At 39.0% G+C, this 17,380-nt stretch carries 11 protein-coding genes and 1 tRNA gene; 3 read left to right on the forward strand and 9 right to left on the reverse strand.

Annotation, left to right across the window (positions count from 1 at the left end):
* From G530_RS0113580 to G530_RS0113590, 3 genes are all read right to left on the reverse strand, one after another.
* Window positions 1-1,828, reverse strand: a 1,828-nt coding sequence (locus G530_RS0113580) for an Ig-like domain-containing protein (RefSeq protein WP_026935054.1), incomplete at its 3' end; no start/stop codon positions are given.
* Between the two features lie 838 nt (window positions 1,829-2,666).
* Window positions 2,667-2,740: transfer RNA gene (locus G530_RS0113585), tRNA-Arg, on the reverse strand.
* Between the two features lie 75 nt (window positions 2,741-2,815).
* Window positions 2,816-3,265, reverse strand: coding sequence for a GatB/YqeY domain-containing protein (locus tag G530_RS0113590; RefSeq protein ID WP_026935055.1), 450 nt, complete (start codon window positions 3,263-3,265; stop codon window positions 2,816-2,818).
* A gap of 105 nt (window positions 3,266-3,370) precedes the next feature.
* Between G530_RS0113590 and G530_RS0113595 the strand changes: the two genes are divergently transcribed.
* From G530_RS0113595 to G530_RS0113605, 3 genes are read left to right on the forward strand one after another with little or no spacing between them, the layout of a single operon-like run.
* Entirely contained in the window at window positions 3,371-4,276 is a 906-nt protein-coding gene (locus G530_RS0113595) for an alpha/beta hydrolase (protein WP_026935056.1), read from the forward strand.
* A complete protein-coding gene (locus G530_RS0113600; RefSeq protein ID WP_035716491.1) occupies window positions 4,273-5,460 on the forward strand; it encodes a PHP domain-containing protein in 1,188 nt (395 codons plus the stop codon). The genes G530_RS0113595 and G530_RS0113600 overlap by 4 nt, the downstream gene beginning before the upstream one ends.
* 3 nt (window positions 5,461-5,463) lie before the next feature.
* Entirely contained in the window at window positions 5,464-8,037 is a 2,574-nt protein-coding gene (locus G530_RS0113605) for a glycoside hydrolase family 2 (RefSeq protein WP_026935058.1), read from the forward strand.
* 52 nt (window positions 8,038-8,089) lie between these two features.
* Here G530_RS0113605 and bglX read toward each other — a convergent pair whose 3' ends face one another.
* From bglX to G530_RS0113635, 6 genes are all read right to left on the reverse strand, one after another.
* On the reverse strand, window positions 8,090-10,366 hold the full coding sequence (bglX, locus tag G530_RS0113610) for a beta-glucosidase BglX (RefSeq protein WP_035716516.1): 2,277 nt from the start codon (window positions 10,364-10,366) through the stop codon (window positions 8,090-8,092).
* A gap of 7 nt (window positions 10,367-10,373) precedes the next feature.
* Window positions 10,374-11,174 (reverse strand): carboxylesterase family protein, encoded by an 801-nt coding sequence (locus G530_RS0113615; RefSeq protein WP_026935060.1) that lies wholly within the window; start codon window positions 11,172-11,174, stop codon window positions 10,374-10,376.
* Window positions 11,164-12,543: a glucoamylase family protein gene (locus G530_RS0113620; RefSeq protein ID WP_026935061.1), complete on the reverse strand. Its 1,380-nt coding sequence runs from the start codon at window positions 12,541-12,543 to the stop codon at window positions 11,164-11,166. The genes G530_RS0113615 and G530_RS0113620 overlap by 11 nt, the downstream gene beginning before the upstream one ends.
* Window positions 12,544-12,573: 30 nt before the next feature.
* Window positions 12,574-13,965 carry a glucoamylase family protein gene (locus G530_RS0113625; protein ID WP_026935062.1) on the reverse strand — a complete coding sequence of 464 codons (1,392 nt, stop codon included), beginning with the start codon at window positions 13,963-13,965 and terminating at the stop codon, window positions 12,574-12,576.
* A 120-nt stretch (window positions 13,966-14,085) separates the two neighbouring features.
* Window positions 14,086-15,801 (reverse strand): LamG domain-containing protein, encoded by a 1,716-nt coding sequence (locus G530_RS0113630; RefSeq protein ID WP_026935063.1) that lies wholly within the window; start codon window positions 15,799-15,801, stop codon window positions 14,086-14,088.
* A 17-nt stretch (window positions 15,802-15,818) separates the two neighbouring features.
* Entirely contained in the window at window positions 15,819-17,372 is a 1,554-nt protein-coding gene (locus G530_RS0113635; protein WP_026935064.1) for a RagB/SusD family nutrient uptake outer membrane protein, read from the reverse strand.
* Between the last annotated feature and the right edge of the window lie 8 nt (window positions 17,373-17,380).

Raw genomic sequence — 17,380 nt, forward strand, 5'->3', positions numbered from 1 at the left:
AAGCATCAAGGTAAACTGTGATGTCCTGGGTAGTAACTACAGGTGCAATATTATCAACTACAGTAACCGTTGCAGTAGCACTGTCTGAGTTCCCATTGACATCAGTTACAGTAAGCTCTACAGTATTAGCGCCTACATTGCTACACTCAAAACTGGTAATATCAAGCTCGTATGTATCAATAGTACAGTTATCAGTAGAGCCGTTGTCGATCTGAGCTGTTGTAATCGTAGCTGATCCAGTTGTATCCAACTGAACAGTAATATCCTGGGTAGTAACTACAGGAGCTGTTACATCTTGCAAGGTCAACACTAAACCGTCAGAGCCGTCACATGCACCTGTACCACTTGCTGTTAAGGTCAGGGTAACCGAGCCTGCGATAACATCGGAAGGAGAGGGATTATAGGTTGTTGAAAGTGCTCCTGCATCATCAAATATCCCGGTTCCGCTAGTGGTCCATAAAGTTGTTGAAGGAGATCCTGTTACAGAACCGCTGATTGAAGCAGTTGCTGCCGGACAAATGGTTTGATCTGTACCCGCATCAGCTGTATACTTCCCAAGAATATTCACATCCGTAGAACCCATTCCAGTACCTGAACAGGTTCCATTAGTTAAGGAAGTAATAGAATAAGTTGTAGTTGAAGCCGGTGATACAACTACCTCTATGGTTGTACCTGCTGCCCCGTTAAAAGGAACTCCACCAGTTAAAGTTCCTGAAATTGTGCCAGATCCCGTGAGTACAATACTAAGAGTTGTACTTTCTCCCTGGCAAATATTAACATTATTGGGGCTAAGACTTGCAGTAGGAGTTTCATTAATAATCAGAGTGACCGGAGTTCGGGAGTTGCTAACACAGGCGCTGCTGTTTTGAGATTCAGCATAATAAGTTTTGGAGCCTATTTGACTTAAAGTTGGAGAAACGCTCGTACCCCCAGAAGAATTTTCAAACCATACTACTGTAGCTCCTGCTGGCGGCGTTGCTGTTGCAGTAAGTGTTTGAACGGGTGTAGACGAGCATTCTGTTTGATCACCCCCACTAATTGGTGCCGCAGGTGAAGTACAGGTGGCTGTAACATTTACCGTTCCCGTTATAGAGGCTGTTCCAGACTGATTTCCAACACCGCCACAACCAGATGCAGTCACCGTAAAATCATCAGAACCTATTGGTGTAGAACCAGAAGTTGTAATTGTAAGCATTCTTGTATAAGAACCATTACCTCCAGGATAGATATAAGGATTAGAGCCTCCACTAAAAGCTGCAGTTGTTCCAGCAGGTAGACCTGATACAGATAAGGTTACGTTACAACTATTATTATTACCATTAAGTTCGACTTCAACATCATAAGTTGTACTATTCCCTTGCTCCACAATTTGAGTTGAAGGGGTCAAGCTGACACTATTAGGTTTTGAATCCGTAAAATAAGCATATCCAATTTTACCTGTAGCTTGGCCGGTAACTTTGAGCCTCAATGAATCTCCCGGACAGTTACACACGGTCCAATTAGTCACAAATGACCCGTTCTCGTCTGTAGTCACAGACCAGGGTGCATAAGATTGATCAGTGTGTGTGGTGTTACAAGGCTGAGTGAGGTTTTTAACCCTAAGTTCAACTAATTCAAAAGGTTCAAAACCACTTCCCGAAAATACCGCATTTGATAAAGGCGCATAATCATCCTTATCTGTATTAACAGTAATTCCTTCATCGGACACCAATTCCGTCTCATTTATAGTTTCAGTCTGAGCAAAACTCAATGAGATACTTAAAAACAGAAAAACGTTAAGGCACAACAAACCTAACTTTTTACCTGTTTCGGGTAAAAATAACTTCATAATATGCTGGTTTTAGTTAAGAACTAATTGTTAAATACCTGTAGGGATAGGTATTTTGAGAGTAGGTAATAAAAAAAGAAGGAGCTGTTTAGTTTAAAAATGTAAATTTCTAAATGTTAAGCAATTAACAAATTTTAAAGAATTGTTCAATAGAAAAAATAAATTTTTCGAAGAATAGTGATTTTTAATCGCTAAAAAGCATAGCTGCCTAATAACCAGGAATTAAGGATAAATAGATTATTATTAGCCGTCAAACCGGAATATGTATTCTGACTATGAAGAAACCTCCTATTAAAAATTTTGCTATTGTTTAATCCAGCTTAGAAGAGAAAGACCATAATATTCCCATAGTCATGGAAATGAAGTAGTAAATGAAAATCAAATATATTCTGTATTCGACTTAAGCGATAAATTTAAATACGATATACACCGCAAGAATTACACTAAGCCCAAGAATAATATTCCGGTAAAGATTGCTATAATCCTGAATCATAATTTATTGGTCTTGACTGGTAGGATAAAATTAGAGATGATAAAAAGGTTAATTTATAAGGGTTTTCCCCTATTTCCTGTTCGAAATTTCTTTTATGCAAACAATAGACCCAAGTCTTATATTTCAGTTTTAGGCCTGCTTAAGGACTTTATTACAACTCCAAAGCATTGAGCAAACCTGGTATTTTATTAGACAGGATGAGAGTTGCCTGGTGCTCCCGCCTGAAAATAGAGTGTTCCGCTCCCTCTTGGAGTGAGCTTCATTTTCATTTCGCTAATAAGAGCAAACCTGGCTTTTCCGAGAAATGAAAAAGTCCGCACTATCATGCGGACTTTCTGCTTTAAGTGACCCCGGCAGGATTCAAACCTGCAACCCTCAGAGCCGAAATCTGATGCGCTATTCAGTTGCGCCACGGGGCCTATTTTCAGTTATCAGTTATTAAATTTTCAAATCAAACTTAAAAAGGCAATTCTGAAACTTTTCACTTTGCAATACTAACTTAATTTCTTTCTTACGATCGTAGAAATAGTTTTTCCATCAGCTTTTCCGGCTAACTTCCCTGAGGCCATTCCCATAACTTTTCCCATATCCTGCATTCCTGAAGCTCCTGTTTCAGCAATGATCTTTTCAACCTCAGCTTCAATTTCTGCTTCGCTCATTTGCTCAGGCAGGAATTGCTCAATAACCTCAGCTTGTCTCAATTCAGGCTCGGCAAGATCTTCTCTCCCCTGTTCTTTATAAATTTGAGCGCTATCTTTACGTTGCTTCACCAGTTTCTGCAAAAGTTTATTTTCTTCCTCCTCGGTAAGTCCGTCTTTAGAAGAAGATTCAGTATTAGCCATTAATATTCCACTCTTTACGGCTCTTAAAGCCTCAAGTTTAGCACTATCCTTAGCTTTCATAGCGGCTTTCATTTCAGCCATCACTTTATCCTGTAAACTCATAGTTGCAAATATTATTGGTGCGAAGATAAAATTTTCTACACGAAATTACTACTTATTTATCCCTTCAAAATTAAGTATATTCAAGGTTCTAAATCAAATTAAACCATGAAACGAATTCTGCTTTTCCTTCTCTTTATTTTATCTCTTCAAAGTATTGACGCTCAGGAAAAATATATTGATAGTCTTTTTAAAGTTGATCAAGTTAAGACAGAAATTTATGCCGAAAAAGAAAATGAAGAATTGATCATTGATCTTTATCAGCCAGTAAATTCAGATACAAAAAGGCCGTTGATTGTTTTTATGCATGGTGGTGGTTTTGCCGGTGGAAGCCCGGAAAACCCACAGGAAACTAAATTCGCTAAAATTGCTGCTTCCAAAGGATATGCTGTCGGTCTCATCTCTTACCGACTTAAAAGAAGAGACAAGGACTCTGGATTTGGCTGTGATTTTGAAGCTTCAGGAAAGATCAAAACATTTCAACTGGCTGCAGAAGATTTTATGGATGCGGTTAATTTCATGAAAATAAACGCCTCAAAATTCAGCATTGACCCTGAATATATTATAGTAGGCGGAAGTAGTGCAGGGGCCGAGGCAGTTCTTAACGCAGTTTATAATCCAGATCTAATGTTTGAAAGCGAAGAGAACTATAAAGATCTCAAATTTTCAGCTGTGATTTCTCTGGCTGGAGCAATAGTAGATGCACGTTATATCAAAGAGAACAATGCGGTTCCCGGTATATTCTTTCATGGAACTGAAGACAACCTTGTTCCATACGCGACTGCTCCGCACCATTATTGCGATTCAAACAAACAAGGATATCTAATACTGGATGGTTCTAAAACGATCGTGGAAAAACTTGATACGCTTAATACTTCCTATTTATTCTATACGTTCGAAGGTGCACGGCATGAGATTTCAGGAATGCCGTTTGAGTACTTCCCGGAGGTATTTAATTTTCTGAAAGAAGTCGTTTTCGAAAAGAATAAGATACAATCAAAAATATATCAATGAGAAAATCTGTATCGGCGATAATACTAATTATCAGCTTCTGTTGTTCAGTTTCTGTAAACGCTCAGGAATACCAATGGTATAAAGGTAATTTACATACACACTCCTATTGGAGCGATGGAGATGAGTTTCCAGAAATGATCATGGAATGGTATAAAAATCATGATTATCAATTTGTAGCATTATCAGACCATAATATTATCGCTGAGGGTGTAAAAGCCAAAACTATTCCTCAGGAAAAACTTTATGAAAAAGCTTTTAAAAGATACCTGAAAAAATATGGAAAGTACGGTGTGAAATATCGGGAAACAGCTAAGGGTTTCCAGGTACAGTTAAAAACTCTCGAGGAGTTTAAACCCCTGTTCGAAGAACCTGAAAAATTCATGATCTTCAAAGCTGAGGAAGTTACTTCTTATCTCGATGACAAAGCCGTACATATGGGAGCAATCAATATCGAGAACCTTATTAAACCCGAAAAAGGTGCGACGATCGTGGAGCTTATTCAGAATAATCTGGATGCTATAAAGGAGCATGGAGAAAAAATAGGCAAACCGGTGATGCAGCATCTTAACCATCCCAATTTCACTTTTGCGATTTCAGCCGAAGATATTATTCAGTTAGACGGGGAACGCTTTTTTGAAGTTTTCAATGGCCATCCTTATGTAAATAACTACGGTGATAGCATCCACGATAGTACTGAAAAAATGTGGGATCAGGTGAATATCGCCTACTATAATATGAATAAACCATTATTGCTGGGGATCGCTACAGATGACAGTCATCATTACCATCAGTTCAGTTCTAAATGGAGTAATGCCGGCCGTGGCTGGGTAGAAGTAAGATCTAAAGAATTAAAGCCAAACAGTATCATTACTGCTTTAGAGAATGGAGATTTTTACGCCAGTACAGGTGTGGAACTGAAAAATTTGACCTTTAAAGAAAACAGGATCTCCTTGGAGATAAAAACCGAAAAGAAAGTAAATTATAAAATTCAGTTTATTGGCGTAAAAAAAGGAAAGACCTCCAGTGAAATTCTAAAGGAAGTAGAAAATACTAAAACAGATTATAAGCTTCCAGATAATGTCCTATTTGTGCGAGCAAAGATTATCTCAGATAAATTGAAAAAGAATCCTTATAAAAAAGGTGATAAAGAAGTAGCCTGGACACAACCTGTCATTAAAAACTAGCCCATGAAATTTTCAAAATATTTACCAATACTTTTAATTCTTCTATGCAATTCAATTTCTGGACAACGACTCGTAAAAACAATGAACTCCGGGTGGGAATTTCAATTAGAAAATTCTGAAACTCCAGAAACGGTGAACATTCCGCATACCTGGAATGCTGAAGATGCGTTTCAGGAAAATGCCGAATATTTTCGTGGTAAGGGGATTTATAAGAAGCAAATGACAGTTCCAGCAGCATGGGAGGAACAATCGGTTTTTCTAAAATTTGAGGGAGCGAATCAAGTCACTAAATTATTTATAAATGATAACCTGGCGGGAGAACATACTGGAGGCTACACTGCTTTCGTATTTGAAATATCTGAATTTCTGAAATTTGGTTATACAAATGAAATAAGGATCGAAGTTGATAATTCACATGATCTGGATATCCCACCTCTTGAAGCCGATTTCAATTTTTACGGCGGAATTTATCGTGATCTGGAATTAATCATAACCGGAAAAAGTCATTTTAATTTCGAGGGAGAAGCCGCCGGAAACCTAATCGTGAAAACACCTGAAGTATCTAAGGACAAGGCAAAGATCAATTTTTCAGGAAGTCTCATACATTCTGAGGATAGCGAATTAAAACTCCAAATAGAAATTTCAGATCCTTCCGGAAAAAAAGTTTCAGAATATGAAAAAGAAGTTGAGACAGAAGAGTTCTCTGTAGATTTCAATTTAAATGATCCAGCACTATGGTCTCCCGAAGATCCAACTTTATATGGATTATCGGCAAAATTGATCGATACTGATTCAGGTGAAGTTGTTGATACTTATTCTACAAAATTTGGATGTCGCTGGTTTAAAGCTGATCCTGAAAAAGGTTTTATACTAAATGGTAAACCTATAAAACTTATTGGAGCTAACAGGCATCAGGATTTTGAGAATATGGGAAATGCAGTTCCCAATTCTATTCACAGAAAAGATTACCAGATGATCAAAGATATGGGTGCTAATTTTATAAGGACAGCTCATTATCCGCAGGATCCTGAAGTTTATAGACTCTGCGACGAACTTGGATTACTTGTCTGGACAGAAATTCCTGTGATCAATGATGTAACAGATTCTGAAGCGTATCACCAGAATTCCGTAAATATGTTGCGTGAGCAAGTACTGCAACTTTATAACCATCCTTCAATCGTCTTTTGGGGATATATGAATGAGATCTTTATCAGGCTTGTTTTCACTGGAGATATGAGTGAAGCTGATAAAAAGGCTAAGATCGAGACTTCGGTGAAATTAGCTGAAAAATTAGAGGCCGAAACTAAAAAACTTGATTCCTCCAGGTTAAGCGTAATGGCATTACACGAAAATGAACTTTATAACACTTCTGGAATTGCAGATATCCCTGATGTTATTGGTTGGAATCTTTATTTTGGCTGGTATACCCAGGGACTGGAAAATCTTGGAAAATTCCTGGATCAGCAACACGAAAAGTATCCTGAGAGACCTATCTTAATTTCAGAATATGGACCAGGTAGTGATTCCAGAATTCAGACCAATGATCCTAAACCATGGGATTTTAGTGAAGCTTACCAGCTAAAAAGTCATGTAAGTTACCTTAACCAGGTCATTGCAAGAACTTATATGATTGGAATGGCAGCATGGAATTTTGCCGATTTTGGTTCTTCCGGAAGGCAGGACAGCAGGTCCTTCATTAATCAAAAAGGGTTGGTGAATTTCAAACGGGAGCCGAAGGATATTTATCAGTACTATAAAGCCAGGCTCGTAGATGAAGACCTGGTATATATAGCCGGACGAAATTTTGAAAACCGAATTATAAAAAAATCTGAACCGGTTAAAATTAAAGTTTTTGCCAATAGTGAGAATGTTCAATTAAGTGTGGATGGCAAGAAAGAATTGACTTCAGATGTTATAGATAACATTGCGGAATTCAACCTTAATCTAACAGAAGGTGATCATCGTTTAAAAGCAGTTTCTGGAAACGCAGAACATTTCAGAAATATTACTGTTCAGTTTAGAGAAAACCTACTGGATAATATTGCCGCTTCTCCCCTACTCATTAATACTGGTAGCCATAGTGATTTTATTGACGAAGAAACCGGAGAGATCTGGATAAGTGACCAGGAATATTCAAGAAGTTTTGGATATGTTGGCGGAGAAACATTTCAGCAATCTGATAATAAATTCCAGGGAAGCGCATCCAATATAAAACTTACAACAAAAGAACCGCTTTATCAAACTATGAGAGAAGGTCTGGATGCTTATAATATTAATGTGCCTCAAGGCAAATATCGCATTTCATTATTAATGACAGAACCTAACCGGTCTGCCTCCACTAAAAGTATTTATAACCTGGGATCAGACGCTAAAACCACATCAGAAGAAGCAAGAGTATTCGATATAATGATCAACGGAAAAATGGTCGAAAAAGATCTTAACCTGGCAGCTGAATACGGGATCTTAACCGCTGTTGAACTAAATTATATAGTTGAAACCAAAGATAATATTGAAGTGCAATTCAAAAGTAGTTCTGGAAAACCTGTTCTTTCTGGGATCAGAGTAGAAAAACTATAAAAAAAGCCCTGGCTCCAACAGGAAACCAGGGCTAATTAACAAACCAAAACGTTTATTCTTTTAAAGTAAAAGAACCATCGAATTTTGAATCTGAAGATCCAGCTATGAAGAAATCGAATTCTCCAGGTTCTGCAACATGCTTCAACTCTGAATTATAAAATTTAAGATCCTCTGCATTCAGCTGGAAAGTCACCGTTTTAGACTCTCCTTTTTTAAGCATGATCTTTTTAAAACCTTTCAGTTCTTTTCCGGGAGGAGTAATGCTTCTTACTTTATCATGAATATAAAGCTGAACTATCTCCTCGCCGTCATGATCTCCAGTATTAGTTACCGTTGCGCTAAGCTCTATAGCACCAGTTTTTCCTAGCTCAGAAGAGTTAGCTTTTACATCACTATATTCAAAGGTGGTATAGCTTAACCCAAAACCAAAAGGCAGCAATGGCGAATTTGGAGAATCGAGGTAATTAGTTTTAAATTTTTGGAATTCTCCGCTTTCTGGGCCCGGTCTTCCCGTAGTCTTCATTCTATAATGAATAGGAATTTGTCCTACATTTCTTGGCCAGCTATTGGTCAATTTAGCCGATGGATTAAAATCGCCAAATAGTACATCAGCTACAGCATTTCCGGCTTCAACTCCCGGATGCCAGATCTGTAAAATACTTACCGGCAACGCCATTTCTTCTGAAATATCAAGAGGTCTCCCACTCATTAAAACCAGAACAACCGGTTTCCCAGTATGGGCAAGCTCTCTTATTAGTTTTTTCTGAGAATCTGGTATCGTGATATCTGTACGGCTGGCTGCCTCACCACTCATTTCGGTAGCTTCACCCACCACTGCAACAATTACATCTGAATTTTCAGCCAGATCAAGAGCCTCCTTCAGTAGGGTTTCAGGAGACTCATCATTGATCTGTATTCTAGGTCCGAAGACATTTACTTTTTTAGCAAAGGTTGTATCATTAGAAATATTGGCTCCTTTGGCGTAGTTAATATTTGCATCTGGAGCTACATTTTTAAGGCCTTGCAGGATGGGAATAGAAAGAGAAGGATCACCCGTAGGTGCCCAGGTTCCCAACATATTGTTCTTATTATTAGCCAGGGGACCAACCAATGCAATTTTGGCGTTTTTAGCTAATGGTAAAGTGTTATTATGTTTCTTAAGAAGAACAAAAGATCTTGTTGCCGCTTTACGGGCAAAATCCCTGTTCTCTTTAGTAAGTATATCCTTTTCCGGTCTGCTTTCATCTGAATATAAATAGGGATCATCAAGCAGTCCTAATTTATGTTTTGCTTCCAGAATTCTTCTGGCAGCCTTTGTAATTTGCTCTTCGGAAACCTTTCCTTCATCTACAGACTTCTTTAGAGTGGTAAGAAAACCTTCTCCTACCATATCCATATCAAGCCCCGCGTTAATTGCCATTGCTGAAACTGCCTGTAGGTCCCCCATTCCGTGGGCGATCATTTCGTTCACAGAAGTATAATCTGAAACAACAAACCCTCCAAATCCCCATCTATCTCTAAGAAGATCTGTAAGCAGCCATTTATTTCCTGAAGCTGGAATCCCATCTATATCATTGAACGATGTCATTACACTGGCTACTCCGGCATCTACTGCAGCCTGGTATGGCGGAAGATATTCATTAAACATTTTTAAATGGCTCATATCAACCGAATTATAATCTCTTCCTGCCTCTGCCGCACCATATAACGCCATATGTTTAACGGTTGCGATCATTGTGTTGGGTGCAGTAAGATCTTCTCCCTGGTAACCTTCTACCATAGCTTTAGCAACCTGAGATCCCAGGTATGGATCTTCACCAGCTCCTTCTGCAATTCGACCCCATCTTGGATCTCTGGCAATATCTACCATTGGTGAAAAATTCCAGTTTATACCATCTGCAGTAGCCTCTTTTGCGGCTAATTGAGCTGCTTCTTTCATAAGATCCATATCCCAGCTGGAAGAAAGCCCTAGCGGAATTGGATAGGTAGTCTTATACCCATGAATAATATCTGATCCTATTAATAAAGGAATTCCTAGCCTGGAAGACTTTACTGCAATTTCCTGGGCCTGTCTAACTTTTTCCGGGCTGGACACTCCAAAGACCCCTCCAACATTTCCTGCTTTTATCTTTGCTTCTACATCTTCGCTCACTACAGAACCTGTCGCTACTCCTCCTCCGGGTGTAAGTAAGTTTAGCTGACCGATCTTTTCTTCGAGGGTCATTTTAGACAATAATTCTTCAACCTGAGGAATATTGCTGTTGGTTTGAGCGATTGCCATTCCACTTAAAAAGATCATGAATAATCCTAGTGTCTTTTTCAATTTCATCTTTATATTATTTTTTTGAATTTTTAAATAGCCATTCCAGTAAATATGGTTCTGAGAAAGCTGAATCCCAGCTATTATGATTGTCATTTGGATAAAGTGATAATTTAGCGTTACCACCGGTATGATTAATTACCCTGGCCATCTCTTTTGATAACCTCGATGGAACCACATCATCTTTTTCTCCATGAAAGATCCAGATATTTAATCCGTCAGGATACTCTTTGGCGATCTCTGGATTCGCGCCACCACAAATTGCGAAAGCAGCTGCGAACATTTCTGGTTTTTTGTAAAGTATCTCATAAGTTCCCATTCCGCCCATAGAAAGTCCACCTACATATACTTTTTGATCATTAACAAATTTCTGTGCAATTACAGAATCCATCAGCTTCATCACCAGATCCAATGATCTGGTAGGTGCTTCAGTATTTTTAAAATCAAAATGAAAAGGCATGGTGTCTCTTTTCACCTCCACCTTGGCCCAGTAATCATCTTTTGGAGCCTGAGGAAAAATTACAATTGCCGGAAACTCTTTCCTGTTTTCAGCTTTCAGGAAAAGGTCGCTACCATGAACCAACTGAGCTTCATTATCATCTCCTCTTTCACCGGCACCATGAAGTACTAGTACCACAGGATACTCTTTGCTTTCAGAAAAATTATCAGGATATAAAATCCTATAATTAAGAGTATCGTTTTCAGAAATGAATTGCTCTCGTTTAAATTCATCCTTAGACTGAGCATCCATGCTGAACGGTACCAATAACAGGATCACCGCCAGGGCGATCAGTAAATATTTTAATCTATTTTTCATAAGTAAAACCAAGTTTATTAAGTCCATTTTTCACTTCAGGAGCTCCCATAAAAAGGTCCCAGATCAAACCAGTGCGATAATTTTCTATCATTACCACCATTGGCCCCTGATCTATAGCCAGATACCTATCTGCTACCCATGGTTCACCATCAAGACTGAAGGCATCGTAAAATCCAGCAGGTCCCCAAACCAGTTCATTAAGATCTGTGAAGAAATACCTCATGGCATCCATTGATTTTTCAGGAGTGTATGGAATTGAGCCTATTGCTGCCGTTGGTGAAACCACCCCTTTGTCTGTATCTGGAGAATGAGCTGTATAACCTATACCATCATCTTCATTACGGGTATAACTGGCGGTTAAACCCCATGAATCTGGACCATAAGTTTTTGAATTATTCGGGTTTTCCTGAGTGTATTCATAATTGATCAAGCTGTGATTAACATTCAGATCCCAATAATCGGCATATTTATCTGAAAGTCCTTTAGGATTTAGACCTAGATAAGAGTAATGCGCCCAGAATAATGGACCAGCCTTATCTCCGCGAGTATTATGTTTCAGAATTAATGGCATACCATAAGCCTTTTTTTCTGTAGTGATTTTTCCACCGCGCGCCCAGCCTTCATGATAGGCCTTAGCATCAATGGCATGATCTGGTGAAGAAGCTGCCAACACATAGGTGATAAGGCATTCGTTATAACCTTCGATCTTAAAATCCATTTCCCACTCATAAACAGGAGACCAGTGCCAGTAAATACCATTTTTATTATTGGTATACCAGTTCCATTCGATCCCTTTCCATAATTTATCATACTTTTTAGCTACTGCTTTTTCTTCTTCAGAACCATTCTTCAGGTATTCCCGAACAACGATAAAACCCTGGGCCAGAAAGGAAGTTTCAACAATATCCCCTCCATTATCCTTTTCACCAAAAGCCTGAACAGCTCCGGTTTCACCATTAAGCCAGTGTGACCAGGCTCCGTGGAAACGTGGCGTTTTATCTAAAAAATCAGCAATTCTATCCAGTCTTGCCACTGCCGAATCCCTGGGAATAAAACCTCTCTCAATTCCAGTAACGATACTCATCAATCCAAACCCGGAACCTCCTGTGGTAACTACATGAGCATCGTTCTTTGGATAATTTCCATCTGGATGATATCTTTCACGAGCCATGCCTGAGTTAGGTTCAGCATAATCCCAGAAATATTTTAAAGTTTGCTTTTGAACTGTATCCAGTAAAGCTTCTTCAGAAAGCATCTGTTCCTGAGAAATTTCTTCAGCTATAAGTTTTTCAGATCCTTTATCTGAATTCTTACATCCGCATAGAAGAGAAACTGATATAAATAGAATTAGTAAAGTTTTATTAAGCATTTGGGTTGCTATTGAGTAAATAAATAAATTTTAATAGGTGAAACCTAGTTTATCCAAGCCCGTACTAATTTCGGGGTTGGACATAAATAAATTCCACGGCAACTGGGTTCTGTAATTTTCGATCATAGCAACTATAGGTCCCTGATCTATCGCAAGATATCCGTCAGCATACCAATTATACTCTTCAGAAAAAGCATCATAGAATCCCATTTCTCCCCAAAGGTCTTCATGCTGTTCCTCATAAAAATATCTGAGAGCTGCCATAGATTCTTCAGGAGTATAAGGAAAAGAGGATAATGCGGCAGTGGGAGTAATTACTCCCAAATCATTGGTAGGGCTATGAGCCGCATATCCTTCTCTACTATCTGAGGCCGTTAGACCCCATGAATTCTCTCCATATCCTTCAAAATTCTTAGGATTGTCTACACTGTAATTATAATTTATCAAAGTGTGAGCTTCATTCTGTTGCCAGTAATTTGCGTATTGATCCTGTAGATTCCTTGGATCTAATCCAATAAATGAATAATGACTAAAAAATAAAGGTCCGCCAAGAGAAGAGCCTAAAGGCATATTTATATTATAGTGATTCCTATTAGTGACAATAGAACCGCCAGATGCCCATCCCTGAGTGTATACATCTTTAGAGATCGCATAAGTGGGTGAAGAAGCGGCCAGCACATAAACTATCAAAGATTCATTCCATCCTTTGATTTGAAGGTCTATGGCAAATTGATTATCTGGAGACCAGTGCCAGTATAGCACATTTTCTCCCTGGGTATACCAGGTCCACTCTACTTCTTCCCAGATATTTGTGATCCTGGAATTGATATCATTTTCTTTTTCTGAACCATCATTAAAATATTCTCTGCAAATTAGTAGCCCCTGTATTAAAAAGGCGGTTTCCACGAGGTCTCCACCATTATCTGTTTCACTGAAAGGCCTGGTCTCGGCAGTACTGCCTAAATACCAGTGAGAAAATGCACCATGGTATGTAGGTACGGTCTCCAGAAAATCCAGGATTTTCTCTAAACGATCTCTAGCTTCTTCCCGGCTAACCCAACCACGTTCTACCGCCGTAGGAAACGATGCCAGTCCAAAGCCCGTACCGCCAGTAGTGACTATATCTGCACCCTGACCTCCATACGCATCATCCTGGGATCTTTCGCGAGCCATTCCGCTATTAGATTCAGCAAAGTCCCAGAAATACTTAAAGGTTTGTTCCTGCACGAGATCTAGAAGCTCGTTATCTGTAAGAGATTCTACGATAGGACCGTCGTCAGTTGAGCCATCATCTGTATTTACGTCATCTGAAGTATCTGGAACATAAGGCTCCTGATATCCTGGTCCAGAATCATCTGCACAAGACATAAATAACAGTAACCCTGCGAAAAGCCATAACCTGGAAAGATTGGTTTTGAACATAGCCGTGTATTTCTCTGCACCAGTATGCTTTTTATAGCCAGGGGGCAGAAATTAATAATAATTTGAAAAGTTTGATTAAATAAAGCTCCAGAAACAAATCTGGAGCTTTTCAACTGTAGATTATTCTGATGCCATATCCTGAATTTCTTCAGGTGTAAGAACTTTATTGTAAAAAGTTAGATCATCCATATAACTTACATCAGACAAATGTCCCCATTCTGTAAAACGTGGGGCACCAGACATGATCGATACCAGATCTGTCCCTGTCCAGTCTATTCCGCCAAATTCAGATTCTTTTACAGCCACACCATTAATATATACGGTAGCAGTTGTTTGAGATATAGTAAATGCAAGATGTACCCATCCAGCATCATTAGCCACATCTGCAGCAGTTCCGCCATCAACCCAGGTGTCAGCGGTACCGTCACCAACGTTCAATTTAAATCTCTGAAATCCATCGGCGCCATTTTCACGAAAAAATCTAAATCCTGAAGTTCGGTCGTTCTGTGCATCGGGACTATCACCATCCTCCGGTCCTACTACGATAATACCAGCACGGTTAGGACTGGCATTTACCTTATACCAAAATGCCGCACTAAAGTTAGGACTCAATAAGCCTTCAGAAGACATTGTTAAATAGGATCCTTCAGCTCCCGCATAGGCATTAGTACCTTCCACGGATTCTCCAGCAAAACCAGGATTACCTACAACAGTAACCTCACGATTAGAAGCTGCATCCTGATATGATCCATCAAATGAAATTTTCAATGTTTCTGAAGATGCGCTTATCAGGCTCTGTATTTCTTCCTGTGAAAGCGCAGCATCAAAGAATCTTAACTCATCAATTGAACTTGTATCATGCAAGTGATTCCAGTAACTAAAAGTCTCTCCTCCAGCACCGATAGTCAACTGCTCAACTCCGGTCCAGTCTATAGCCATTCCAGCCATATTTCCGGTGTTAACCGGCATACCATCCAGGTAGATCACAGTTTCTTCTGAAGTTACGGTAAAAGCTACATGCACCCATTCGTCTGAGTTCGGGTCTATAGTACCACCATCATTCCATACTTCACCAGCGCCGGTACCAACATTCAACTTAATTGTTTGTGCATCAGCATTTCCTTCACGGAAAAGCCTAAACCCCTGTGTACGATTTTCATCGGCACCTGCTACCAAAATCCCTGCGCGATCTGGATCTCCACTTACTTTATACCAGAAAGTTGCGGTAAATTCAGTGCCTATAGATCCATCAAAAGGGTAATTTAAGTAAGAATCTGAAGCCCCGGTAAATGAGTTGGAACCAAGGAAGGATTCACCCGCAAAGCTTAAGTTACCGGTCACCTCTGAGCTTTTCAGAGTAATAAGGTCTACATAGTCACCATCGAAAGGCATATATAGAAACTCATTCTGAAATTTTGGAGTATATGGAGGTTCTTTACTAAAATTTACTGTTTTTGAAGTACTATTTCCATCCATATCTGTTGCCTTTATGGTAACCGAATGGTCCCCATTGGCAATATTATCATATGTAAGTTCTTCATTTACGATTCTATAATCTAAAAAATCGTTCATGGTAGCGATTACATTTCCATCTACCATTACTTCGATATTATCTATTTCAATATCATCAACTACCTTGAACTTAATATCAACACTGGATATTTCATCTAAGACCTTAATGGTATTTCCATCAAGAGGAGCGCTAATTGTCACCTCGGGAGCACCCATATCTGCGCCTGCCTCTACAGGCGTAATTGGATCAATTCCATCACTACATGATGTTAACATCACGCATATAGAAAACAACCCTATAAATAATTTAAATATGTTTTTCATTTTCTATTAAATTTTCATTAGTTATTATTAACTATCTCCCCTAATATTGGGAATTCATCTATCTGGTCTTGATGATAGGTAACAAATGCTTTATCTGGTGTAAAAGTTCTACCTCCAAAACTCAGTTCATCATATCTTCCCAGTCTAACCATATCAAAAAATCGTTTACCCCATTCCAACGCAAGTTCTGCATATTTTTCATCTACCAGTTGATCTAAAGTAACTCCATTTATAGGTTGCAAACCAGCTCTCTCTCTAACCTGGTTTACGGCTTCATCTGCTGAAATTGAAGATGGCGACGCGCCCTGTATTACAGCTTCAGCATACATTAGTAGTGTCTCAGCATAGCGATAAACTATATAATGCTTATTACTTCCATAAGCCGTACGTCCAGGTATTAATTGATTACTTGGCAAGTAATGTTTCCCACTTGAAAAGATATGTCTTGCATTATCCCTAAGAACATCTCCATCTCTTGTAGTTGGAGAAACAAAGTCTGGAAGAGATTCTGCGGTATAGGAGGTTGTATTGATTATACTATCAATACCATTTTGAGTAAACAGGACTGAAGTTTCCAAACGCTCTGTTTCTCCCCTATCTAACATGAAGGTAACATATTTCATACTTGGCTCAAAAAAGCCCCATCCTGCTCCAGCACCGGAAACGGCAGGCGTCCAGCCATTCGGACCATACGGCGCATAAAGATGGGAAACTCTGTCACCAGTTCCTTCACCAAAATCTGAATACTGAAATTCATAAAGACTTTCATTGCTTAGTTTGCCGGGAGTTTTAAAAAGTTCGTAAAAATCAGGGTATAGACTGAATTTACCAGAATCTATTATTTCTCCGGTAGCGTCTGCAACTGCCTGATAATTCTCCAATTCCTGGTTAGCTAAAGCCTTAATGTGTAAAGCGGTATATTTTGTAACACCTCCAGGCAAATCGGTACGTTCATTAGGCCTCATGTCTAACAAGAATGGAATTGCCTCATCCATCTGATCTGATAAATGTTGCATAACTTCATCTTTAGAAGGAACACTAGTTACGTCTGCAAATTCATCAAGATTTGAAGATTGAGGGATAAAAACCGCTCCATAAACCTGTGACAATTGAAACAGTAGTACAGCTCTTAATACTTTCGCTTCAGCGATATACTGTTCTCCCAAGGCCTGGCCATCCTCATCTGCAAATTCCATATATCTTTCTATTTGCTCCATGGCAGTATGGGCACGAATTATATCTTCATAATAGGTTTCCCATAAAGTTCTGGAACCAAAAAAGGAATTATCATATACGTAGCGATCCTGATTTTTAAGACCTTGTTGATCTCCAGCGGCATTCACATCATCCCCTCTGGTTGATACCACTAATGGTTGTTCCCAACCTCTAGCGGCTACAGATTGGTAGACACCAATAAGAGAGAAAATCATGTCTTCAGTTTGTGTAAAATCTGTTCCCCCTGCAAAATTATTATTAAGTTCAGGTTGATCTAATTCATCTGCACAGCCTGCCAGTAGCAAACCTAGCATTGCTAAAAACAAATGGAATCGTTTTATTTTAAAATATCTCATAGCTGTTT

This window comes from Christiangramia echinicola DSM 19838, assembly GCF_000423065.1.
Taxonomy (GTDB): Bacteria; Bacteroidota; Bacteroidia; order Flavobacteriales; family Flavobacteriaceae; genus Christiangramia; species Christiangramia echinicola.

Excerpts from the sequence above, each read along its gene's own strand:
- G530_RS0113630 (WP_026935063.1), bottom strand. The coding sequence starts at position 15,801 with ATGAAAAACATATTTAAATTATTTATAGGGTTGTTTTCTATATGCGTG.
- G530_RS0113635 (WP_026935064.1), bottom strand. The coding sequence starts at position 17,372 with ATGAGATATTTTAAAATAAAACGATTCCATTTGTTTTTAGCAATGCTA.
- G530_RS0113590 (WP_026935055.1), bottom strand. The coding sequence starts at position 3,265 with ATGAGTTTACAGGATAAAGTGATGGCTGAAATGAAAGCCGCTATGAAA.
- bglX (WP_035716516.1), bottom strand. The coding sequence starts at position 10,366 with ATGAAATTGAAAAAGACACTAGGATTATTCATGATCTTTTTAAGTGGA.
- G530_RS0113605 (WP_026935058.1), top strand. The coding sequence starts at position 5,464 with ATGAAATTTTCAAAATATTTACCAATACTTTTAATTCTTCTATGCAAT.
- G530_RS0113620 (WP_026935061.1), bottom strand. The coding sequence starts at position 12,543 with ATGCTTAATAAAACTTTACTAATTCTATTTATATCAGTTTCTCTTCTA.
- G530_RS0113600 (WP_035716491.1), top strand. The coding sequence starts at position 4,273 with ATGAGAAAATCTGTATCGGCGATAATACTAATTATCAGCTTCTGTTGT.
- G530_RS0113595 (WP_026935056.1), top strand. The coding sequence starts at position 3,371 with ATGAAACGAATTCTGCTTTTCCTTCTCTTTATTTTATCTCTTCAAAGT.
- G530_RS0113615 (WP_026935060.1), bottom strand. The coding sequence starts at position 11,174 with ATGAAAAATAGATTAAAATATTTACTGATCGCCCTGGCGGTGATCCTG.
- G530_RS0113625 (WP_026935062.1), bottom strand. The coding sequence starts at position 13,965 with ATGTTCAAAACCAATCTTTCCAGGTTATGGCTTTTCGCAGGGTTACTG.